This window comes from Spirochaetota bacterium (genome assembly GCA_034190085.1).
In the GTDB taxonomy this organism is placed as follows: Bacteria; Spirochaetota; UBA4802; order UBA4802; family JAFGDQ01; genus JAXHTS01.
On the sequence record JAXHTS010000038.1, the window covers coordinates 1 to 23,149 of the forward strand.

Consider the following 23,149-nt stretch of genomic DNA (forward strand, 5'->3'; position numbering starts at 1 on the left):
GCTAAGAGTAGTTGTTTCTGGTTCTGAAATACCTACACTCGAAGAGTATGTTGTCAGATAATCGATCGATCATATAAAACCACCATCGTTAAACCGCAGCTGGATTTTCCAGCTGCGGTTTCTTTACTAGTGAAATTTAGTGCATACTTCTCAATAATGGGCGAGGGAAATGCCGTAATCCCAGAAACTGGAGGCAATTACCTGCTACCAATTTAAGAGATACAATAATTACATTAAATTTATAAGACAAACTTGACATCTTGAATTAAATATTAACAAATTTATCCTATGGAAAAGAAAAATACTAATCTATCTGACAAAATAGGTACATCAAATAAGCTCAACAATATGAGAAGGCTCGTTGAGATTACTAATATAATAAACTCTACCCTCGATATTAACAATCTCCTTATTACAATAATGGAGATGATCAAAGAGATTATGGAGACTGATACGAGCACCCTCTTTTTATATGAAGAAGAAACCGGCGATCTTGTCTTCAAGGTTGTGCTTGCTAAGGCAGGACGGGAATTACAAGAGAAGAGCAGGGTGAAGATCGGGCAAGGGATTGCAGGTTGGGTAGCTAAGAATAAAAAGATTATCTATATTAACGATGTCTATAATGACGAAAGATTTGACCCCTCCTATGATAAACAGACTGGCTACATCTCAAAATCAATTCTATGCGCGCCACTCTTATACAAGGATAAATTGTTGGGTGTAATCCAGGCTATAAATCCTATAAAAAAAGAATACTTTGATGATCAGGATGATATTGAACTATTTGAGGCTTTTGCAAATCAGGCTGCTATTGCCCTTGAGAATGCTTCGCTATATGCGAATCTGGAAAAAAAGGTAGCCGAGAGAACATCAGAACTGGCTGAGGCTAATAAAAAGCTGAAGGATCTTGATATCGCAAAGACAAATTTTTTTGCTAATATTTCTCATGAACTAAGAACACCGCTTACCCTTATTCTATCACCCATAGAAGCGATCATACAGGGTGATTATGGGAATAATCTAAAAAATGACGATGATATCCTTAACTCAGTATATGAAAATGGGATCAGGTTACTCAAACTTATCAATAATCTGCTTGATTTCTCAAAGATCGAAGCTGGCAAGATGTCACTGAAGAGAAGGAAGTCAGATATTTCAAAACTTATTAGGCACTATAGCTCAAGCGTTATCTCAACAGCAGAGAATATAGGTCTTACAATAAAATTTGTAGATAATACTGATGGTGTAATTACATGGGTAGATCAAAATCTATTTGAGAAAGCTGTTTTTAATCTAATCTCAAACGCCTTAAAATTCACACCAGCCGGCGGCCTCATAGATGTGCAATTAGATGGAAATAAAGATAAGTTTAACATCTCTATAAAAGATACTGGGATTGGGATACCGAGGGATAAACTCAATACAATCTTCGAACGATTCAGTCAGGTTGATTCCTCTCTCTCTCGTCAATATAGCGGCACTGGAATAGGTCTATCATTTGCAAAGGAGATCATAGAACTACACAAAGGCACAATTGAAGTGGAGAGTGAACTCGGTAAGGGCTCAGTCTTTACCATTTCCATGCCTATATTGAATTCCCCAGACATAGACCATAATGATTCCTCTGATGGGAATGGCTCATTTATTTCCAACAATAACCACAATATAATTGGTGAGATAAATCCCTATCTGTGGGAGGACAGGGGTGATGTGATGGGATCACCCTCTCTTATAAAAGATGACAAAGCATATCAACCGAAAAAAAAGAGAACAATTTTAATTGTTGATGACAGCCTAGATATGCTGAAATTTTTGCATACTCTACTTAACCGTGAATATAACGTTTTCAGCGCCATAAACGGAAAGGAAGCATTACAAAAGCTCTCCAAGGGAGATCTTAAACCTGATCTGGTTATAGCGGATATTATGATGCCTGAGATGGATGGTTATGAATTAACAGAGGCTATAAGATCCATATCCAGATTAGAGGGTCTGCCAATAATTCTCCTTACAGCCAAGGCTGATATACCAATGAAAGTTAAGGGTATTAAGAAGGGCGCCAATGATTATATTGTTAAACCCTTTAATCCTAAGGAGCTTTTAGCCAGGGTCGATTCTCAGATAGAACTGAAAATTCTAAGAGACAGATTGATAGAGGCCAATAGGATACTAAAGCAAACATTAGAGGATTCATCAATTCTGGTTTCAAATTTCGGACATAAAATATTTCATGAATTATGGCCATTTGCAAAGATGATAATGGTGGGCAGTAGATTGATAGAAGAGATTGAGGTAAACAATGTATTGATGGATAAAGATGATTTAGACTTTGCAAGGGAAACCATTGCAAAATGTGAGGGGAGCCTTGAGAGATTTGAGATAATGAAGGAAGAGATCAAAAGGAACTTTGGGAAACGGAGCGATAAAATCTATAATAAGATCAAATATATTCTTGAAGATATATTGAATGATTTTAAAGAAATATTCATTGATAATAATATTACACTGGAGACCAACCTTGATCTCGACAGCACAAGGGAGATAAAAATAAATTCTGAGCAGATTCAAATAGCCTTGGAAAATTTATTAAATAATGCTGTCCATGCCCTTAACACTATAGGGGAAAATAAAAATGATAAGAAGATAATTATTAATGCATCATTTTCTGGGGAGGATTTATTATTAACCATTGAAGATAACGGCCCTGGAATACCAGAAGAAGCAAGAAAGAAAATTTATGATATGTTCTATAGCCATAAGGATAATGGGAGCGATAAAGGAGTTGGTCTTGGGTTATTTATAACACGATGGATAATTGAGGATTGCCATAAGGGAACAATTGAGGTAGATAGTAAAGTAGGTAAATTTACAAAATTTGCTATAACCTTACCTACAGATGGGGATTTTGTATGAATATATTGATATTTGATGATAGAAATGAATTTGCCTGTATGCTATCTGATTACATTAGAGAAAAACATGAAGTAATTATTGCTGATTCTTTAGTATTGACAAAGGAAAATATATTACGAAATGGCATTGATATAATAATAGCTTCCATAAGGGATAGTAATAATAACAATACGGGTATTGAATTACTTAAGATCATTAAGGCCTCTGCAATTGAAATTCCAGTAATTATGACCGGGACAAAAGAGGATATCACTCAAGCAGTTGATTGTTTTAGACTCGGCGCGCTGGATTGTGTTGATAAAACAGAAATTGATGATACCAAAATAAATAGCTTAATAGAGAAGGCAATAGATGCGAGGAGCAAAGAGGGTGAAAGAGATCAAAGCTCAAGGGTTGATTTTAACATCTTATTTATTGATGATAACATTGAATTTACTGATGCAATAAAGTTCCATTTTGGAAAGAGATACAGGATAGACGTATCGAATGATTTTAATTTAGCAAGGGATATAATTGATAGCAATAAATATGATTGCATCTTTTTAGATATTCGAGATGAGATGAATAACGATGAACTTGCTGGTATTAAACTTCTAAAAGAATTGATGTCCAATGATGAAGATGTTCCTGTAATAATGCTCACCGGATGGGGGGAGATGTCAACAGCAATAGAATGTCTTAAACTCGGCGCTTATAACTTTTTGGAAAAATCCATAAAGATTTTTGATACCCTAGAGATGATTGCCAATGTGATTGAAGAGCTAATTCAAAAGAATATAAAGGATAACAATATTCATAAAAAGTCATTTAGATACAGGGTTATTGATATCATTGGAGAATGCAGGTCCATAAGGGATATTCGAGAAGAGATAATTGAGGTTGCGGATGAGGAAGTGCCTGTTCTAATATATGGAAAAACAGGAACAGGTAAAGAGGTTGTATCATCAGCAATCCATGTGGCAAGTTCACGCAGGGATTCCCCCTTTGTTGAGGTTGATTGTGGTTCCATACCGGAATCTATTTTTGAGAGTGAACTCTTTGGATATGTTAAGGGGGCATTTACAGGAGCAGTAGATCAGCGAAAAGGAAAGATTGAATTAGCAGACAAGGGCACACTATTTTTAGATGAAGTTGAGAACATCTCTCTGGAGCAGCAGGCGAAGCTGTTAAAGGTTCTGGAGGAAAAAAAGATATATCCTCTGGGAAGCAATAAAGAGAGAGAGGTGGACTTCAGATTGATATGCGCTACTAATGTTGATCTCTTTAAATTGGCTGAAGAGGGGAAATTTCGTCAGGATCTATTGTATCGAATAAATGTATTTCAGATAGAATTGCCGCCATTAAGGGAGCGCGGTGAAATGGATATTGATCTTTTAATTAGACATTTTGTATCCTTAAAACAAAACAGCTTAATAGAAATAGAAAAATACGCCCTCCAGCTTTTAAAAAAATATGATTGGCCTGGAAATATTAGGGAGCTTAGAAACATCTTAACGAAACTTGAGATAATAGCAAGGAGGAACAATAATAATGTAATATCCGTTGACATTGTGAAAAGCGGTTTCATGAAATATAAAAAGGATAGGATTAATGTTGATCATCTGCTAAAGGATTTAGTTGATTATTATAATGGAAATGTGCCGAACATGCTACGAGAATATGAGGATATGGCAGTTCTGGAAAGCTATAAAAATTTTAATAAAAACATCTCAAAAATAGCCCAAAAGATATATAAGGAAACACCTGAAGATAATAAAAATTATCGAGGAAGGGTACGAAAGGTTTTGGAAAGGAATATGCATCTGTTGAATGATCCCTTATCGTTGGAGTGATATCTTTTTTACTATGATATTTCATCTAACACCCTCCCAAACTATTTTAATCAACATATCCACCCATTCATGATCACTTTACGTTTATATTGAAGCAATCATAAGGAATGAATTGATCCAATAGCGACCGGCCATAAATCAACCTATCATAAATTGTAAGTTTGCTCCTTTATTTTATTATACAGGATTCCCCGAATCTCACCGATATTTGTGATAACAAATGTATATTCATGGTTATGCAAAACATCTATATTTTTTATGATATCGAAAATATTTAATAGAATTATAAACCTAATTGAGTATAGAACAATACGTCAGTTCATACATATCATAAGAGGAAATTTTGTATTTAAACTTATTTATATAGGTTTTATTATTCTTCTAACCTTTTCTGTGGCCATATATTATATAGAAAAGGAATATATTACATATATAGTCGAAGATGGGCAAAGAATAGAGGATGATGATAAATCTAGTAATATACGAACAATTCCTGATTCAATCTGGTGGGCTCTGGTTACATCCACTACTGTTGGATATGGAGACTACTTTCCAAAGTCCACTATTGGCAGGATTGTTGGCATACTCTTGATGTTTTTTGGCGTTGCCCTAGTCGGGGTTATAACAGGTAACATAGCATCCGTACTAGTCGAAAAACAGACAAAGGAAGGTAAAGGATTGAATGAATTAAAGCTAAAAAATCATTTTATCATCTGTGGTTGGAAGAGGGACATGGGTTCCTTTCTCAAGGATATAATGGAGAAGAATAAATCCTACTTAGCAACTGATATTGTCTTAATAAATACTGCTGAACCAGAACTCATTGAAAATCTTAAAATGGATAGAGAACTAAAATACATAAATTTCATATATGGTGATTATATTGATGAAAGGATTCTAGAACGAGCTAATTTGAAGAAAGCAAGGAGTGTGCTTGTTCTAGCAGACAGACTGATTCAGGGATCGATTCAGGAGGTAGACTCAAGGACTGTTATGGCCATAATTACTATTAAATCTATATCTAAATCAATATATACATGCGCTGAGTTGATAGATTCCAAGTTTGAAAGATATCTACGCTTCTCAAACTGTGACGAGGTTATTCTTTCGAGTGATTATAATAAATCTCTTATAGCCAATGCCTCAGCCGGTAGCGGCATCTCTCATGTAATCAGCGAACTTCTTAATGTAAATGCAGAGGTTACAATTAACACAATAGATATTCCTAAGGACTTCATAGGTAAATCATTCAGCGATCTCTTCAATTATTATATTGGGAAGGATAGATCAATACTAATTGGAATTCTTGAAAATACAGGTAATTTCTTCATGAGAAAGAGGGAAGCGCTACAGGAAGCCCAGAAAACACCCGATATTTCAAAACTCGTTGATAATCTGAAAATGGTAAAGTCTCTCTTGCCAAATTTGCCTGTGATAAATCCTCAGGCTGATTATCTAATTAAAAAATACTCTAAGGCTATTATTATTGATGGTAGAGATAAAAGCTATAAGAAATATAGTTCGGATGTAACTCAAGATGTCACAACCTAAAGGAATTATAGAAAACAGCATAATAAATAAACTTAAAGAAGTATCCTTTTTCAGGATATACTCTGAAGATGATGAAGTAATAAATATGATCGCCAAATTGTGCACTAGGAGAAGGTTTAAAAAGGGCACCATTATTATAAAAGAGTCTGACTATGGCGATGAATTATTTATTATTTATAGAGGAGAGATCGACATTGTTAAGAGAACCCTTCAGAATGAAGAATACACAGTAACAACTCTGAATTCAGAGATGGAAGGGATATGTGTTGGAGAACTTGCCCTTATAGATAATGACAAAAGGTCTGCCACAGTCACTGCTAATACTGATTGTGAATGTCTTGTAATAAATAGGGATGCTTTTATCAAATTTGGCAATGAGCATCCTGAGATTGGGCTCAATATCACAAGAGCAATTGCCGGTCAACTAAGTTCTAAACTGAGAAAGACCAATGCTGATGTAATAACCCTATTCTCAGCGCTTGTGGAGGAGATAGCAGGTTATGAATAGAGTTAATCACCGACAATTGAAATAATGCCACGAATCATCATATTTCCCTAACATGCATTAGGACATCCAGATACCCCATTCCCCACCCGCGCTTTTGGGAAAGTCAGGAAGCTTACCCATCTCCACGAGCTTATCCGCTGCATATGAATAGGCAAGGTGAAAGAGCATGCAAAGTATGTCAGGCCAGAAACATTGAGAGAAGGAACACATACTTACGAGAGATTTGAGTTCATTAATTCTATTAACAATATTGTTAAATATCTTTTCAGATACTTCTCGATTGAGTTGGATTATATGCTTCATGTAAATATTAGATGTGCAAAAATTAGGAATTGCAAATCGGGGAGGGTCATCGGGCTTCAATATATTAACATCTATGAGAGATTCTACCACTTCCCCTGATATCTTTGAATACAGATACTCCCATGTTGCTGCATTGCCACTCGCTTCTATGATATTGAAAACTTCCTCAAGTATTTCCATGGCATTATGCTCATTAAGAAGATCTTTAATCCTTTTACGATTAAGGTCGTGCGAACGTATCACATGAAGCATCAATCCACCCAAACTTCTATATGTGGTGAAGCCGAAAATCCTTCTGGGACCAGTGTCAAAGGCATAACCCCAAAAGAAGAAATTACCAGCAAAACCTCGCGATGGATAACTTCCTATCAATCCCTTTCGCAATAGGGAGAATACCCCTGAGTCTAACGTTTGAGCGCATATTTGAATAGTCATTATGTTCTCTACATCCTGCTTTATTGATGATTTATCACCAGCCATTCTCAATGCCAAAGATTTGTATTCAGATATCCTATACAATATAGCATCACACATAGAGTCTGATATATCCCGAAACCAGGAATTGAGGATACCGATATCATCGTTTGTAATTATAGGTCCAATAGGCACAATATTCTGATCATCTAAGCTAACTATATTCGACTGCTGCCATGAATTTATTAGACCGCGAAGTCGATCGTCGAACCAACTCATAGGAACGCCGAGTGGATAAATTTCTGAATATAATTGTTGGGATGACTCATCTATAAACAGATCTTTCCAGCTTCCAGTACCTGCCATCCTGTAGCTAACCGCTGACATTGACCAACTCATTATGCCATACCCCCTCATTAAGTTTTAATTAAATTGAAGGACAATTAAGACGATTATTTTAAGTAGAAGAATTTTTATATTTCTTGACAAGCATTTTTGAACCGATTTGTATTTCTCAATAGATTCTAACTATACTCATTCACGATTATACAATACTTTATGGGGTTAATTATGGATAAATTATCAGAAACAATCATGAACCGATCGAAGAACGGTAAGATGACCTGCAAAGAGGCCTTTGAAATTGCAGAAAAAATGAATATTAAACCTATAGTTGTTGGTAAGACTCTTGACGAACTCAAGATCAAGATTACAGGTTGCCAACTTGGGTGCTTTAAATAGTTATTATGATAAAAAAAATTATAGCATTTTTTTCTGCATATCTATCATTGCTAAACATGAATCCTGAAGCCCTAGAATCGCGCAGGACTAGGCAGACGTCACATAAGGAGAGCAAAAATTCACCGCTCTCGATTCACATCTTGCTCTTTATTATTACTATTGCGACAACTACTATAGCGGGTTCTCAGTCAGCCAACAACATCTGGGACATCATAGTATCAGGTCTGCCCTTCTCTATTACCATAATGTTAATCCTTCTTTCCCATGAGATGGGCCATTATTTGGCAGCAAGGCATTTTGGAGTGAAAGCAACACTACCCTACTTCATTCCCTTCCCTTCTATTATTGGCACAATGGGCGCTGTAATAAAGATAAAATCACCAATTAAGGAAAAGAGGGCATTGCTATATATTGGGGCTCTTGGCCCTATTGTCGGCTTTATTTTGAGCATAGCCGCAACAGTAATCGGTATATATCTCTCCGATATCAAACCGCTTCCAGCAGTTGGAAACGGCTTAATTCCCATATTCGGTGATTCTATTCTATTCTCCTTTATTACTAGAATGATCCATGGAGAGATACCCGCTGGATACGACATATACCTCTCCTCCTATGCATGGGCAGGATGGATTGGTTTTTTGGTTACCAGTCTGAACCTGATGCCAATGGGACAACTGGATGGAAGTCACATCCTTTATGCGCTAATAGGGAGAAAACAACTATTCTTTGGATGGATAACATTTTTTGGTCTTATTATTCTCAGCTTCATCTGGCCGGGTTGGATACTTTGGATAATCATATCCCTCTTTTTCCTGATGATTGGTCATCCGCCCATTGAGGATGATATGAGTTTATCCCTTGGAGAAAAGATTATCGGATGGGGTTGTATTGCAATTTTAATCACTACATTTATACCCGTTCCTGTTAAATTGATATAACAGGAGAAAAAAGGTATTGAAAAAAAATAACCCAATAATTCCTCTACTCATATTATTTTTCTTGTATCCACATTCATCACTCCTATCCAAGCAATTTATTATTGAAATTGGAATTACTTATCCAATCAGGTTCAATTTCTCCAATAATAACCTTGAGCCATCTGGTATTACTATCAATAAAGGTAGAATTTTCTTTGTTAGCGATAACAGAGAAAATAGCGCTATCTATGAACTCGTCTTTAATGAGGGATTCTGTAATGCGCAAACCTATCTAATTATCAATCATAATGATATAATTTCAATCGAGAAGTGGCACAAACTCGATCTTGAGGGTATTGTTTCAATACATAACAGTTTTTATTGTATTGATGAAAGAGATAGGTTTATCTATAAGATCAATTCAGATGGAAGGGTTGAACATATAACACACGACATCCATCAATATAACAAGAATAAGGGCATATCCTTCTCCAATGATGCGAACGCTGGATTTGAAGGAATTGCATATGATCAAAAGAAAAAAGTATTCATAATTGCCAATGAGAGAGATGACTCTATCCTTTATCTCTTGCAAAGACATGGGAAGCGCTTAATTACGCATTCTCACATATCAATGACACTTCAAACCGGCATATCTGATTTTGATATTTCAGACATTTGCTTCTATGATAGATATCTCTATCTTATACATAGAAAGGACAAAAAGATTATTAAGATGAATCCTTACAATAAAAAAATTGATGATACTCTTGATTATTCGAATATAACTAAGGGACTCTACTCCTCAAGAAAGGGTTATGGTTTTGTTGAAGGTATTTGGATTAACAGCAAACAGATTCTCCTACTGCTCGATAGTAATGGGAAAAAGATCAGCGGCAAGGATTATGGAGAGAACGGGATTCTCATTATTCTAAAACGCCCGCGCAACTTTTAATTTACACTTTTCGCTAAATCCTTAAGGGATTGCGATAGGGAATCGCCTATTATTCATTTTTGTGACGCTTGTAAAAAACCAGAGATTGATAGATATGTTGAATTATAAAAAAAATCTTTCATAATTGAATAATATACAACTTCACTATTATTGCAATAAGACCTCCCCTAATAATCATTGGTAATCATCTGTATCGCTCCCTTTGCCTGCTTGCGTACATATGGATTCTTATCATTCTTAGCTATCTTCTTCAACATAGGCACTGCCTTCATCGCCTGCCAGCCAAGATTGCCTAGGGCCTCAGACCATCCATAGCGCACAGCATGATGCTCGTGCCTTAGCCCCGTAATCAAGTGTGGAAGCGCCACTATCCCTATCCTTCCTATAGCCTCTTTTGAATGAGAGGAAACTCCATTATTATAATCATGGAATGATTCGATCAGGCGCGTTATACCTTTGGGATCGCTATTCTGTAATCCTTATGGCCAGCCACAAACTCATTTATAATATCAGGAATGCTCCTTTGGGATGAATCTTCTGTTGACACAGACTTGCATGAACCCGAAGTAAAAATTATTAGCAGCATTATAAAAAATATAAATTCGTATACTCTCCTAAATATCTCCGCATAAAATCTGGACATCATATTCATGGTAAACTACCTAGATTAAGTATGGACATTATATTTCAGTTATAAAGTATTATTGCCTTACGAAACTCTATCCGACACGAACATCGACCGCGTGATGTTTTATACAGGCTCACCCAGAGTGATGCTAAAGGGGCATTTAGCACACAAATCCCGATCAGCATCAGAGTCCTAACCATACCTTTTATAGGGTGTACTTTGCATTACATGAGATTGGGGTAATTGTACAGCCATGCACGTAAGGCTCTTCAATCTCAACCCAATAAATATAATGAAAATATTCTAAATCAGATTAGTTAAGATCGACTATACTCTATACAATCCCGCGATCTCTTCATCTGCAGGATGCCTGACAGTGAATGAATATATGAATTCCATCTTTTCACCTGGCTTGATATCAAACTCCTTTTTTATAATACCCCATTCATCAGGTTCTTGGAAATCGTTTCCTTTGGTTACTTTTACTTCAATCTCTTTATTCTTGCTTACAGGAATCCGCTCAAAAAGCTTAATGGTTTCTTTTTCATCCTTAAAAGATTCTATTGTAATCTTATAGGTAAACTCTATGCTTGTATCCTTGCCAGTTAGTCCTTTTTTACCCTTTAGCTGGTTGACCAGTTCCCTTTTTACACGGATGCAGTCGTCAGTGCCCATATAGAGTTTTAACTTCTCACCAGGGACGATGGTCTTAATCTGTGAATCTCCTGTATAATCAAAATCACGAAAAACCTTTACAGGTCCAGAAAGCAGGGGATAATCGCATGTGTTCTCCATAATGATCCGAAGATAGGCAGCCTCCTGGATTGCAGGCATGACGATGTATTCATATTCAACTGGAAAGCGTTCCATGGTGATAAAGACCTTCCTGGCCGTGCCGTCGGTCGGAATATTCTGAGAAGCACCGCAGGCAAAGGTAACGTTCAACCCTGATGTCTTTACCTTTGATACCGCGAAAGTCTTATCAGTAACCTCAGCGACCTCGCTGCTCATATCAGGTTCAGCCACCGACATCTCTGCTGCGTCTTCCATCATCTCTATCTCATCTTCATATTCCTCTTCAGGATATTTATCTTCATGTCTCTTTGACTTCTTTGATACGGATGCTGATCTCATTGCCGGCACCTGAATAGGAGGCGGCGATTCATACAAATTAATATACCATGGCTCAGGGTCAGGCAGATGTGCTCCTGAACTCGGGTTTGCTGTTGAAAGATCAAGCCCAACATTATCCCAGTCCTCGCCTGTCATCTGTGTAACCTCCGCGTAGCTCACAAGCTCAAATTGTCTCTCTTTATAGATAAGCCGCCCGTCGTAAAGCGGAGACCAGGATGCGCTGGGCACAACATATGAAAGACGAATATATGCGTCTCCTGATGACTTCATCCTGAAGCTGACACAACATTCAACAGATGTCCTGCCAGATGCTTCCTTGAGCTTGTCCGCATAATAATAGAGGTTTTTGCTCTTTTTTTTAAGTTCTCTTCTTTTAACCTCAAGAGCCAGCCTATCATTCCTAAATGCCTTTGATTCTTTCCCGTAATATTCAATAAACTCCTGGTAATCTGCAGAACTGGCCTTTTCAAAATTTAAATCCTTAGGATCAGCGATATCCTCATTAAAATTAAGGCAGTTTAAATAGGATATAAGGATCTCTAACTTCTCAATTTCTCTGCTTACAAATTCCAACTCTCTCTCAATCCTGTATATCTCATTTTCAATTCTATTAAGCTCTTCAATATTCGTGTCCCTGAGCGCGATATCGCAGAGATTATTATCAAGGAGCACCATCTCTCCGGCTCCCTTAACCCTTATTGAATCTCTGAGCAGGGATGGTGTGAGGTCGCTAAAGCTGTAAGTCTGCTCTCCTGTAAGATTCTTTAGCTTCACTTCTCTTGTTATCATTGCCCTGTCTGAATATACACAAACCCGCATTATTATGTTTTTGGTTTCAATGCTCATATGTTAAGACCCACAATTGATTTGTCTACAGGATATTCCACGTAATATTCCAGGTTCAATTTCTTCTTATCCTGCGAGTCAATATCTACATTCCAGATAAGCACTCCCTTGTAGTCAGGATTGATGCTATCCGTAACCTCTGTAAGCTGCACCTTCAATTCCTTGTTTTGCGATATTGGTACCCTCTCCTCAATGGCAACCTTAACTTCTTCCTCTTTATAGTTCTCAAGGGTAATAGTATATCTAAAAATCGTGCGAGTTAATCCCTTCATAACGCCCTTTTGCTGAGTAAAATGCTTCAGCAATTCACGCTTAACCTTAATTGAATCATCAGATCCAAGTGAGAGCTTTGCTTTCTCCGATGGAACAGTAGTTTCCAGAAAACTATCTCCAATATAGTCCTGATTATGATAAACTTTGACAGATCCTGCCAGCAGGGGATATTCTGTTGTGTTCTCAAACATGCCGCGAATGAATACGGATTCTATCATTTCTGGGAAAGCGCGGTAATACAGCTCAACAGGGAAGCGCTGCTTAGCTATCAAGACCTTCTTTTCCGTGCCATCTGGAGGAAGTTTCTGGCTGTCCTTAATGCCGAATGTAACGCTAAGTCCCTTATTGAGCGATGCTGATATAATCTCCGATTCTTCTCCTATTGGCTCAGGAGCAGCAGCCCCATAGGGAGCGCTCTTTTGTACCCTGTCATCATAATCCATATATCCAAAGTCGATAAACCACGGCTTTAATTCAGGCAAAGTTGCTGATACCTCCGGCCGGGCTGTGGAGAGGAAGAGCTTCACATCCTCCCAATTCTCACCTGTAGATTGAGAGACACGGCCATAATAGAATATCTCAATCTCTTTTTCGGTAATATTAAGCCTGGCATCATAAACAGAAGACCAAGAAGCATTGCCAATAACATAGGTTAGGTAAAAAGAGAATTTACCGGGCTTCTTCACATCAAGAGAGATATAGCAGTTCACTACTTCCTTGCTTCTCATGCTGCTCTTTCTGGACAATTCCGCTTTGGCCCTTGCTATTTCCTTTTCTATCTCAAATTTTTTATCTTCCAAATCCATGATTGTCATATCAATTCTTTCAATATTAGATTTGATGAAGTTAAAAATGTTCGAAATATCACTCATGTCAGTCTTCCTAAAATAGAATTCTGTGGCAAAGCGCGAGGATGATAGATTCTGTACACCTTTTATAATCTCCTTCTCCATGTTAAAAGAATCAATGCTGGAATTTATCCATGAAAGTTTATCCTGAAGCTCCTCCAACTCCTTTTCCTGCTTGATTATCTCCTCATCCTTTAAGATTTCAAGGTATTCATCCCTGATATCAATGCCCTCTATACGGATCTCGGCATTGCCCTTGCCGGAAATTCTTATTGTGTTACGATATATACCTGAAGGCAGATTATCAAAAAGAATCTCCTTTGTATCAGGCGTTACCTGAATTTCTATCTCTCTACTAACGAGAGCCCTGTCTGGATAGACCGTAGCTTCAATTATATTACTTTTCTTCTCATTCATAATGATATGTATAAAAAAATTTTCCTAAATTGCAAGTATTAAATGAATATCAGAATTTATTTATCAAATATTTTAATTTATATTCGCAGAAGGACAAATTTTCAGATTCATCTCCTAATTGTTAGTTCCTACCCCGGCAAAGCCGGAACCCAATATATACTGGATCTTCCGAAGTAAAGAAAAAAATAGACATCTATGATAAAAATCAATCTTAAAAATAAAGACATTATGGCTAAGATACTATATATTATAAATTAAATTATCAGTGATGCTGAAAAATTTGGAATGATACAATAAAATACCAATAGAAGTTATCAAATCGAAATTCAGTTTTCAATGAACTGCCGTCAATTAAAGCATTAAAAATGCGAACATTGAGCTTTGAAGGTATTATCTAAAATTAGTATTTTATAGAAAGTAGCTTTATATATATTTTCTTCTAAGATATAATATATCCAATAATTTACAACCATTGATTATAACATAAAATACCTGGGTAAAAGTATATAAGTCAGGATAAAAAATTTACCAGAATTAGAGCAGGAAGGGAACGAAATACTCATCAAAACGGATTAGATATAATCTTAAGATAATAAATCAAATTGAAGGGACACAAACTGCTAAAAAATAATGCTGAGACCTAATTGGTATTTTGGTGTTGACAATTCAGATACAGTTCAGATTCAATATATATGTAATTTAATAAGAGTAGTGATCTATATAGCAGATATTTATATGAAGGTGATTTCATTTGAAAAACGAAAAACTATATACCGAATTGTCCTTTGAAGAATGGGAAATAAAGGATCGGGTAGACTGGTTCATCTTTCTACGATGGCTAGCAATATTTGGGGCTATATGCACGATCCTTTTCGCAACACAAATATTGAAAATAGAATTACCAGTTTTCAAGCTTTTTTTTATAATTTTTATAATGATTATCTATAATATAGTTTTTTCTCTGTATTCACTTCTTTTTTTTAAAAAAAGAATTGATACCATTGGAGTTAAAGCATCTATTCGATTCGCAACTATTCAGATCATTGTTGATCTATTTATTCTTACTCTAATAATTCATTTTTCAGGTGGAGTAGAAAATCCATTTAGTTTTTATTATATTTTTCATATACTCATTTCCAGCATTCTCCTTTCAACTAAACAGGCCTATTATCAGGCAAGCATCGCTATAATTTTGTTTGCTACAAACACTGTTCTTGAATCATATGAAATAATTCCTCATTTTTCTCTTGGTATAATAAATGAGGCCCCTCTTTATAAAAATAAATATTATTGCATAAGCATATTTTTTGTTTTTGCGACTACTATGTATTTATCTGTCTATATGACAACATCAATAACCTCTAAGCTAAGAAAGAGAAGGAATGATATTATTGATTTGAAAAATGAGTTAGAACGGAAAAATGAAGAGTTAAAGGAAATACAGGAGAATTTAATCAAATCTGAAAAACTAGCTGCTGTTGGAAATCTGGCGACTGGTGTCGCTCATCAAATAAATAATCCTTTAACCACAATTTTAACATTTTCACTTCTTTCATTGAAAAAGACCACAGATGAAAACACAAAAAAGAAGCTTGAGGTGATTGTAAATGAAACAACCCGTTGTAGAAATATTATTAGAGACCTTCTGAACTTTGCAGGAATGAATGAACCCCAATTAAAAAGAAGTAATATTAATGGATTAATTGAAAAAGCATTATTGCATATACAACTATATGATTCGAAGATTGATATTCAAAAAAAAGTATCCGATGATCTACCTGAAATACTTATTGATTCAAATCAAATACTTGAGGTTATTATTAATATTATTACCAATGCTATAGAGGCTATGCCGGATGGAGGAAGGCTTACCATTGTAACAAGGTTGACTGTAAATAGGAAGTATGTTGTAATTGAATTTATTGATAATGGATATGGAATTTCAGAAGAAAATATGGGAAAAATTTTCAATCCCTTTTTTACTACAAAAGATAAGGGAACTGGATTAGGTCTCGCTGTTGCACATGGCATTATTCAAAAGCATGATGGGATTATTGATGTTAATAGTGAAAAGGGTAAGGGGACCACATTTATAATAAAATTATTAGTGAACCATGAGGTTAATGATTAATGTTTGTCGCAAAAATTATTGTAATTGATGATGAAGTACATATATGTGAGAGTTGTCAAGAGATACTTACAGATGATGGGCATTGTGTAAAAACTTTTACCGATCCAATCAATGCATTACAGCATATAAATAAGGAACATTGCGATATTGTACTTCTTGATTTGAAACTACCTCATATGGATGGATTAGAGGTATTAAAACAATTAAAGGAAAAATATCCTGAATTAATTGTAATTGTTATAACTGGTTTTGCTACAATAGACACTGCCGTGCAATCGATGAAGCTTGGTGCTTATGACTATGTTAGAAAACCATTTACACCTGATGAACTCAGTGAAGTCGTGAAAAGAGCTGTCGAAAATATTAAAATATTACTCGAGGTTAAATACTTAAATGAAGAATTACAAAAGAGTTACGAGTTAGACACTATTGTTGGTGAAAGCGAAGCAATAAAAAGAGTTTTTGCACTTGTAGAAAAGGTCGCTCCAACCGATACAGATGTATTAATATTTGGTGAAAGTGGAACCGGAAAGGAATTGATTGCCCGTGCAATATATAAGAGAAGTATACGGTCTGATAAAAAATTTGTTGTTATCGATTGTGCATCCCTTGCTCAATCACTTGTTGAAAGCGAGTTATTTGGTTATGTTAAAGGTGCGTTTACCGGTGCAGCAACTTCAAGGGAAGGGCTTTTTGAGATTGCAGATGGAGGCACAATTTTTCTTGATGAAATCACCAATATTTCGCTTGAAGTTCAGGCAAAATTACTCAGGATCCTTCAGGAAAGGGAATTTAAAAGGGTTGGTGATACGAAGAGTAAAAAACTGAATATTCGATTTATATCCGCAACGAACAGAGATCTGGAAGAATTGATAAAAGAGGGAAAGTTCAGAGAAGATCTCTATTATCGGCTTGATGTCTTTGCAATATTAATCCCATCCCTGAGGGAAAGAAAGGGGGATATTCCTCTTTTATGTGATTATTTTATCAAAAAATTTTCTCATAGAATGCATAAGGATATTAAGGGAATCAATGATGCTGCTCTAGAAATTCTCATTAACTATAGTTGGCCAGGAAATATACGGGAATTGAAGAATATTATTGAAAGGCTTGTTATATTGTCAGGAACACAAATTATCAACGAACATGATGTTACATCTATTATGGGGGAGAAAACAGTTAATAACATTTCAAATGTATATAAAATTGGAGATGTGGGTTTGACTATGCCTACGACATATAAGGAGTTAAAAAAATTAAAAAATAAGATTCAAGGTGAAATAATTGATAATGTAGAAAAAAAATTTTTACTTAATGCCTTACATAAAACAGGATGGAATATAACAAAAGCTGCTGAAATAACAGGAATCCTTCGACCAAATCTCTACACCTTGTTGAAGAAACATAATATTGTTAAAGAGTAAATCCCTAAACAGTTACTAATGAATAATTGAATGAAGTATAGAAATTAATACGAACTCCCATCAATATCATAAAAGAATTATGAATGATATAAGGATTTACTCTTACTCCCACATAAACACCTACATAGATTGAATCCTCAACTCAAGTTTTGAAGATCGTTAATTCATCATATTTATCTGGATTAGTGTTCAAGTGTATATCGACCTATACATCTGTATAATACACTATACATTCCCAAGCCTAGAATAAATGCCATTTTCATCTATACTGAGTAAAATTGAATTCATAATAATTTCCTAAGGGTGTTATTTTTATAAAATTGTAGCTTTTCAAACAGTTTCAGGCTAATTATTATTGAAATAACACCCAACAAATCCTCACTAATGCTCCTTATTTTGCATGTAACGCAATATAATATCAAAATTCTTAACAAATTCCTCTATTTCAAACATTAAAATTTATATATAAAACTACCTTGATAATGCTGACCATATCTTAAATCAAATAAATCAACCATAGTAAAATAAATTACAAAAAAAATTACGATTTGGCATATAGATTGCTATATATATTGTCAGATGATTGATTCATCAAAAATTTTACAAGGAGGCTGCTATGAAGGCAATAGGTTATGTAAAAGATATTTGTACATCAACAGGTGAAGTAATCACAAAAGAAGAGCAGAAGGAAAAAATAATCCAATATGCAAAATTAAATAATGTCAATCTCATTGGTATTCTTGAAGAAGATGACAGTATTCCAGAAGCTATTCTTGACAGAGCTGAAGTAAAAAAAATATTACAGATGGCTGGCGAAATTGATACAGTAATCGTTGAACGTGTATGGTGCTTCTCAAGAAAATATGGAGAGGTAGTGACTTGTCTTGATGAACTCTATAAGATTGGAATAAAAATTGTATCTGCATTAACTATGTGGGACTGCACATCGCAAAAAGTGCGACATTATTACTATAAAAGGAAGGACGAACAAATTGAATTGAATTTACCCATGAATAAAGTCTATAAGAAAGGTGCTTAGGGGAAATGCAAGTTAATAAATCAACATGGAGGCTATAATGGATCATTCACTAACACTTCGCATTCCTACGCCAATGTATATAATTTTGATATGTACAGCAGTGTTTTTTATCTACAATATGTATAAAAACAACATATCACTATACATTGCAGGCAAGGAAGATAAATCAAGATTTAATAATATTTTTAAAAGAGTTAAATTGGTATTAGAGGAAATCTTTTTGTTAAAAAGAATGAGAGGGAATAAATATGCGACCATATTTCATGTTTTCATTCTATATTCCTTCATTCTGCTCGTGGGTACCAAGTTTATTGAAGCGATAAGCGCAAATACACCCATAAATGCAGAGGTAGGAATAATCGGTAAGATTATTCCCCCTATCCAATTTATTGCCGGTTTTTTTATGCTTTCAGGATTTGTCATTATGCTAATAAGAAGATTTATCCTGAAACCAGCTTATCTCGAAAATACTGGCAATAAATTTGATATTTTATTTTTTGGATATGTGGGAATGATGGTTTTTATAAGCATACTCCTAAGCGGGATGAAAATATATTATGAGGGACATGGGGAATTTGTTTGGTATTCACCATTTGGATATTTAGCATCTTTTATGTTTTCCTCAATCCCGAAGAGTAACATACAGTCAATATTCCAGGCATTATGGATTACAGAGATATTCGTGATGTCTGTAGGTTTGATGTTTGTTTATACCTATTCGCGATTAAAACATGCTTTTCTGATTCCTGCAAACATTTTCTTTTCATCCCTGAAACCAAAGGGATCCCTTTCAAGATTTGATATCGAAGAAAAATTTGAACAAATGGGGGATGATGAGGAATTCGAGATCGGCAACGCAACAACATCCGATTTTACATGGAAGCAGCGGCTTGACCTAGACGCATGTATCGAATGCGGAAGATGCGAGAGCCTCTGCCCATCCTATAATACAAATCAAATATTATCCCCCAAAAAAGTCATACGTTCCCTGCGGGAAGCAGTAAGAGAAAAAGATAGTAATGGAAAGGAATTAATCGGCTCTGCAATTACCGAAAATGATATTTGGCTCTGCAGAACATGCCGTGCATGTGAAGAAAATTGTCCTGCTTATATTGAACATATTGATTTGTTTATGGAATTACGAAGAGCAGAAGTTGCAATGAAAGGCGCTCTTCCCGCGGATGCAGCTCGTGCTCTGAAGGATTTGCAAATGAGGGGTAATCCCTTTGGGCCGCAGGATGACAGGGTGCAATGGATGATATCCGAAAATATGCCCATTGTGCGTGAAGGGGATGAGGTGGATGTTTTATTATGGATAGGATGTTGCTGTGCATTTGATTCAACAAAGCATCAAGTTATACAGGATTTACGGCGGATACTCGAAACTGTCAACATGTCCTATGGCGTTTTGGGTGGAGATGAGAAATGCTGTGGTGATCCTGCTCGGGTTCTAGGTGATGAAGCAACATTCCAGATGATTGTTAAGGAACAGATCGAATTAATCAATTCCAGAAAATTTAATAAAATGCTTGTTATCTGTCCCCATTGCTACAACAATTTCAAAAATGAATATCCGCAGTTTGGTGCAAACTTCGATGTCGAGCATCACACAACATTTATATATAATTTATTGCGTGATAAAAAAATTAATCTTGTTAACGAAATTGATGCCAAAGTTTCATATCACGATCCCTGTTATTTGGGACGATACAATGATATATATGATGAGCCTAGAAAAGTATTATCATCAATTGATGGATTGAAGATAACAGAATTTAAGAATTCAAAGCAAAAAAGTTACTGTTGTGGTGGAGGTGGAGGTCATTTCTGGATGGATCTTGATATGGAAATAGGATCTAAGTCGCGTATAAATATTGAAAGGGTAAACGAAGCATATGATCATAATGTCGATACAATAGCCACCGCGTGTATATTTTGCAAACAAATGCTTGAGGACGCGGTAAAGATGAACGACCTTGATAATAATCTTAGCGTTGTCGATATCGCAACACTTGTTGTAACTGCAATGGGAAAGGAGGAAGATGAGAAAATAATGCCAATGCCTTTGCCAGAAATAAAAAAAGTATCGTAAAAGTATAACCTCAATTGTTTAAAATTTTAGATGATGAAGGTTAGATTATTGCTAATAAACGGATAAATAATCATTGATGGGAATGTCCCATTCAATGATGGAAATTAGGTGGCATCTCCTAGCCTAATATTAGATAATGAGCTAGGAGATAGTCACCTTATATAACGAATAAAAGTGGTAATTAAAGATTAAGCAAGTATTATTGATATTGAAAAAATAATAAATAATAAGATGACGGATTCTATATTTAAATAGAAAAAATCATAACTTAAGGATTGTCACACTAATCAATGAGCCGAAATAATACCTAATAAGATATGAATTTAAAGATCAGGGAATAAGAATCATCGAAATTTCATCCTTAAAAAACCCCAAAATCCTCTTAGGATGTATATTATCACTCTCCAGTGACCGAGTATTCGGGAGTAATTCCATATAGATATTGGAAACATGAAGAAGTAGTAAAGGCTTGAACTAATTAGCTGTGGTTTAGTAAAGTGCTTTTCCATGCAGATAAACTGCCCTCTAGCAGCATAATATATTGGCAAACCCATAAGCCTTTCTTTTTTGTCAGAAGGAGCAGTCTTATGCCAAATCTTAGAATCTGGGACGAAAATGATCTTGAAACCCTCTTTGTAGGCTCTGATGCAAAGATCCACATCCTCCCAACCAAAGAATAATCTCTTATCTAACATGCCCACCTTTTGTAATAAATCGGTGGAGATTAACATAAAACATCCACAGATCCAATTGACTTCAGTACTTTCATCAAACTGACCATTGTCAATTTTCCCGCTGCCTCTAAGAAGGGTTTTGCCAGTCCAGTAGTTTATTTTGCCACCAGCAAACCATATCATTTTAGGAATTTCATAACTGTAAATCTTGCCACCAGCAATTCCAATCCTTCTATCGCTATGAGCAGCCTTAACAACCTCACTAAGAAAGTCGGGATCAACTATTGTATCATTGTTTAATAATACTATATATTCCGCTCCACAGTCTATAGCATCCCTTATCCCAATATTGCACCCTTCGGCAAAGCCATAATTCCTGTCATTAGCAATCAGCCTTATGTAATCACTAAACCGCTCCTTAAGAAACTTAGCATCATCTCCATCAGATCCATTATCAACCATAACAATATTATAGTTTGAATAGTTTATCTGCTTGAGAGATTCCAGACATTCAGTTGTGTCTGAGAGGTTGTTCCAGTTTACAATAACAATAGATACTTTCGGTTCAGACATTAGGCACAACTCTTATTATTTGCAACTGCAATGATGTATGCTGGCGAAATCTGCTCATTATCTATAAAGTTATGCACTCCATATTCTCGCTCCACTTGATTATCTGCCAGTGTTACATCACACTGACCATAGAGTGTGATATCCATATAATACTGTTGAAGCAAATTATAAAACTCTTCAGACCAAAACTCCTTTACGTGAAACGAGTTAGGTGGTTTTGCCTCATTTGGGGAAAATATTCTTTTATTGGGAGTTGAACAGATGAAAAGACCATCCTCTCGCAGAACCCTTCTACATTCAATCAGGAATCTGTTATATTGCCTTATATGTTCAAGGGTTTCGAAGGATATAACTATATCAAATGTTTCATCAGCAAAGGGCAAGCTGATCCCATCAGCGCATACAAAACTTTTCCCTTCCTTACTTCCAAATTTTTCATTAGCATAAAGCACAGATTCAATTGAGATATCAGCTCCAATGGTAATTTTAGTACCAAGCTTAGCTAAGTGTTCTACTCCATAACCAGTACCACACGCCACATCTAAAATATCCTTATTCCTGACAAAATCTGCCGCAAAGATATATCTATCAATATGTTCACGATATATTTCATGTGGAGTTTTATCTGGTACTACACGTTCGCCGGTGAATTCCATGACCTATAATTGTTTATTCTATCATTAAAAATGATATATGCTTGTATCGCTTTCATAGATATCCAACATTATATTTTAAATCGATATCTATAATTATTCTTTTCTCCATCGATATAGGATATACAAATATATTAATAGGATTGGCGATAAATAAACTGTTGTGTCAGAAAATCAAGTAAAAAATTAGCGAAAAAATAATTTTCAATATTAGCATGAGATGCATATATGGGATTATTGTATATATATTTAAATCAGGGTGAGTTTATCTGTTATTTCTTGA

Annotated in this window: 18 protein-coding genes; 11 read left to right on the forward strand and 7 right to left on the reverse strand. The window is 35.4% G+C overall.

Translation table 11 applies throughout. The features are described from left to right. Nucleotides 1-288: 288 nt before the first annotated feature. From SVZ03_06895 to SVZ03_06910, 4 genes are all read left to right on the forward strand, one after another. Entirely contained in the window at nucleotides 289-2,913 is a 2,625-nt protein-coding gene (locus SVZ03_06895; GenBank protein ID MDY6933935.1) for an ATP-binding protein, read from the forward strand. After that, a complete protein-coding gene (locus tag SVZ03_06900) occupies nucleotides 2,910-4,745 on the forward strand; it encodes a sigma 54-interacting transcriptional regulator (GenBank protein MDY6933936.1) in 1,836 nt (611 codons plus the stop codon). Before SVZ03_06895 ends, SVZ03_06900 begins: the two co-directional genes overlap by 4 nt. Before the next feature lie 258 nt (nucleotides 4,746-5,003). Next, nucleotides 5,004-6,296: an ion channel gene (locus tag SVZ03_06905; GenBank protein ID MDY6933937.1), complete on the forward strand. Its 1,293-nt coding sequence runs from the start codon at nucleotides 5,004-5,006 to the stop codon at nucleotides 6,294-6,296. Then, nucleotides 6,283-6,804: a cyclic nucleotide-binding domain-containing protein gene (locus tag SVZ03_06910; protein MDY6933938.1), complete on the forward strand. Its 522-nt coding sequence runs from the start codon at nucleotides 6,283-6,285 to the stop codon at nucleotides 6,802-6,804. Before SVZ03_06905 ends, SVZ03_06910 begins: the two co-directional genes overlap by 14 nt. 57 nt (nucleotides 6,805-6,861) lie before the next feature. Here SVZ03_06910 and SVZ03_06915 read toward each other — a convergent pair whose 3' ends face one another. After that, entirely contained in the window at nucleotides 6,862-7,920 is a 1,059-nt protein-coding gene (locus SVZ03_06915; GenBank protein MDY6933939.1) for a hypothetical protein, read from the reverse strand. A 195-nt stretch (nucleotides 7,921-8,115) separates the two neighbouring features. On the opposite strand from SVZ03_06915, the gene SVZ03_06920 reads away from it, so the two are divergent. The 3 genes from SVZ03_06920 to SVZ03_06930 are packed head-to-tail and all read left to right on the forward strand — an operon-like array spanning nucleotide 8,116 to nucleotide 10,134. After that, on the forward strand, nucleotides 8,116-8,262 hold the full coding sequence (locus SVZ03_06920; GenBank protein ID MDY6933940.1) for a hypothetical protein: 147 nt from the start codon (nucleotides 8,116-8,118) through the stop codon (nucleotides 8,260-8,262). A gap of 5 nt (nucleotides 8,263-8,267) precedes the next feature. Then, nucleotides 8,268-9,200: a site-2 protease family protein gene (locus SVZ03_06925; GenBank protein ID MDY6933941.1), complete on the forward strand. Its 933-nt coding sequence runs from the start codon at nucleotides 8,268-8,270 to the stop codon at nucleotides 9,198-9,200. A 16-nt stretch (nucleotides 9,201-9,216) separates the two neighbouring features. Next, nucleotides 9,217-10,134, forward strand: a complete 918-nt coding sequence (locus SVZ03_06930) for an SdiA-regulated domain-containing protein (GenBank protein ID MDY6933942.1) — start codon at nucleotides 9,217-9,219, stop codon at nucleotides 10,132-10,134. A gap of 167 nt (nucleotides 10,135-10,301) precedes the next feature. Here the strand turns inward: SVZ03_06930 and SVZ03_06935 are convergent, their stop codons facing one another. The 4 genes from SVZ03_06935 to SVZ03_06950 all read right to left on the reverse strand — a co-directional run bounded on the left by SVZ03_06935 (nucleotide 10,302) and on the right by SVZ03_06950 (nucleotide 14,280). Then, nucleotides 10,302-10,586 carry a HEAT repeat domain-containing protein gene (locus SVZ03_06935; GenBank protein MDY6933943.1) on the reverse strand — a complete coding sequence of 95 codons (285 nt, stop codon included), beginning with the start codon at nucleotides 10,584-10,586 and terminating at the stop codon, nucleotides 10,302-10,304. Continuing rightward, nucleotides 10,583-10,786, reverse strand: coding sequence for a hypothetical protein (locus SVZ03_06940; GenBank protein ID MDY6933944.1), 204 nt, complete (start codon nucleotides 10,784-10,786; stop codon nucleotides 10,583-10,585). The genes SVZ03_06935 and SVZ03_06940 overlap by 4 nt, the downstream gene beginning before the upstream one ends. Nucleotides 10,787-11,089: 303 nt before the next feature. Further along, nucleotides 11,090-12,742, reverse strand: a complete 1,653-nt coding sequence (locus SVZ03_06945) for a mucoidy inhibitor MuiA family protein (protein MDY6933945.1) — start codon at nucleotides 12,740-12,742, stop codon at nucleotides 11,090-11,092. Beyond that, nucleotides 12,739-14,280: a mucoidy inhibitor MuiA family protein gene (locus tag SVZ03_06950; protein MDY6933946.1), complete on the reverse strand. Its 1,542-nt coding sequence runs from the start codon at nucleotides 14,278-14,280 to the stop codon at nucleotides 12,739-12,741. Before SVZ03_06950 ends, SVZ03_06945 begins: the two co-directional genes overlap by 4 nt. 751 nt (nucleotides 14,281-15,031) lie before the next feature. Here SVZ03_06950 and SVZ03_06955 point away from each other — a divergent pair. From SVZ03_06955 to SVZ03_06970, 4 genes are all read left to right on the forward strand, one after another. Then, nucleotides 15,032-16,411 (forward strand): ATP-binding protein, encoded by a 1,380-nt coding sequence (locus SVZ03_06955; protein ID MDY6933947.1) that lies wholly within the window; start codon nucleotides 15,032-15,034, stop codon nucleotides 16,409-16,411. Beyond that, nucleotides 16,411-17,835 (forward strand): sigma-54 dependent transcriptional regulator, encoded by a 1,425-nt coding sequence (locus tag SVZ03_06960; GenBank protein ID MDY6933948.1) that lies wholly within the window; start codon nucleotides 16,411-16,413, stop codon nucleotides 17,833-17,835. Before SVZ03_06955 ends, SVZ03_06960 begins: the two co-directional genes overlap by 1 nt. 616 nt (nucleotides 17,836-18,451) lie before the next feature. Continuing rightward, nucleotides 18,452-18,874: a recombinase family protein gene (locus SVZ03_06965; protein ID MDY6933949.1), complete on the forward strand. Its 423-nt coding sequence runs from the start codon at nucleotides 18,452-18,454 to the stop codon at nucleotides 18,872-18,874. A 37-nt stretch (nucleotides 18,875-18,911) separates the two neighbouring features. After that, entirely contained in the window at nucleotides 18,912-20,966 is a 2,055-nt protein-coding gene (locus SVZ03_06970) for a (Fe-S)-binding protein (GenBank protein ID MDY6933950.1), read from the forward strand. A 344-nt stretch (nucleotides 20,967-21,310) separates the two neighbouring features. Here the strand turns inward: SVZ03_06970 and SVZ03_06975 are convergent, their stop codons facing one another. Then, the gene (locus tag SVZ03_06975) at nucleotides 21,311-22,213 is read right to left on the reverse strand and encodes a glycosyltransferase family 2 protein (protein ID MDY6933951.1); all 903 of its coding nucleotides are present in this window, start codon (nucleotides 22,211-22,213) and stop codon (nucleotides 21,311-21,313) included. After that, the gene (locus SVZ03_06980; GenBank protein ID MDY6933952.1) at nucleotides 22,213-22,869 is read right to left on the reverse strand and encodes a class I SAM-dependent methyltransferase; all 657 of its coding nucleotides are present in this window, start codon (nucleotides 22,867-22,869) and stop codon (nucleotides 22,213-22,215) included. The genes SVZ03_06975 and SVZ03_06980 overlap by 1 nt, the downstream gene beginning before the upstream one ends. Nucleotides 22,870-23,149 lie beyond the last annotated feature (280 nt).

Excerpts from the sequence above, each read along its gene's own strand:
- SVZ03_06905 (MDY6933937.1), top strand. The coding sequence starts at position 5,004 with ATGATATCGAAAATATTTAATAGAATTATAAACCTAATTGAGTATAGA.
- SVZ03_06970 (MDY6933950.1), top strand. The coding sequence starts at position 18,912 with ATGGATCATTCACTAACACTTCGCATTCCTACGCCAATGTATATAATT.
- SVZ03_06950 (MDY6933946.1), bottom strand. The coding sequence starts at position 14,280 with ATGAATGAGAAGAAAAGTAATATAATTGAAGCTACGGTCTATCCAGAC.
- SVZ03_06980 (MDY6933952.1), bottom strand. The coding sequence starts at position 22,869 with ATGGAATTCACCGGCGAACGTGTAGTACCAGATAAAACTCCACATGAA.
- SVZ03_06940 (MDY6933944.1), bottom strand. The coding sequence starts at position 10,786 with ATGAATATGATGTCCAGATTTTATGCGGAGATATTTAGGAGAGTATAC.
- SVZ03_06975 (MDY6933951.1), bottom strand. The coding sequence starts at position 22,213 with ATGTCTGAACCGAAAGTATCTATTGTTATTGTAAACTGGAACAACCTC.
- SVZ03_06925 (MDY6933941.1), top strand. The coding sequence starts at position 8,268 with ATGATAAAAAAAATTATAGCATTTTTTTCTGCATATCTATCATTGCTA.
- SVZ03_06960 (MDY6933948.1), top strand. The coding sequence starts at position 16,411 with ATGTTTGTCGCAAAAATTATTGTAATTGATGATGAAGTACATATATGT.
- SVZ03_06945 (MDY6933945.1), bottom strand. The coding sequence starts at position 12,742 with ATGAGCATTGAAACCAAAAACATAATAATGCGGGTTTGTGTATATTCA.
- SVZ03_06895 (MDY6933935.1), top strand. The coding sequence starts at position 289 with ATGGAAAAGAAAAATACTAATCTATCTGACAAAATAGGTACATCAAAT.
- SVZ03_06915 (MDY6933939.1), bottom strand. The coding sequence starts at position 7,920 with ATGAGTTGGTCAATGTCAGCGGTTAGCTACAGGATGGCAGGTACTGGA.
- SVZ03_06910 (MDY6933938.1), top strand. The coding sequence starts at position 6,283 with ATGTCACAACCTAAAGGAATTATAGAAAACAGCATAATAAATAAACTT.
- SVZ03_06920 (MDY6933940.1), top strand. The coding sequence starts at position 8,116 with ATGAACCGATCGAAGAACGGTAAGATGACCTGCAAAGAGGCCTTTGAA.
- SVZ03_06900 (MDY6933936.1), top strand. The coding sequence starts at position 2,910 with ATGAATATATTGATATTTGATGATAGAAATGAATTTGCCTGTATGCTA.
- SVZ03_06965 (MDY6933949.1), top strand. The coding sequence starts at position 18,452 with ATGAAGGCAATAGGTTATGTAAAAGATATTTGTACATCAACAGGTGAA.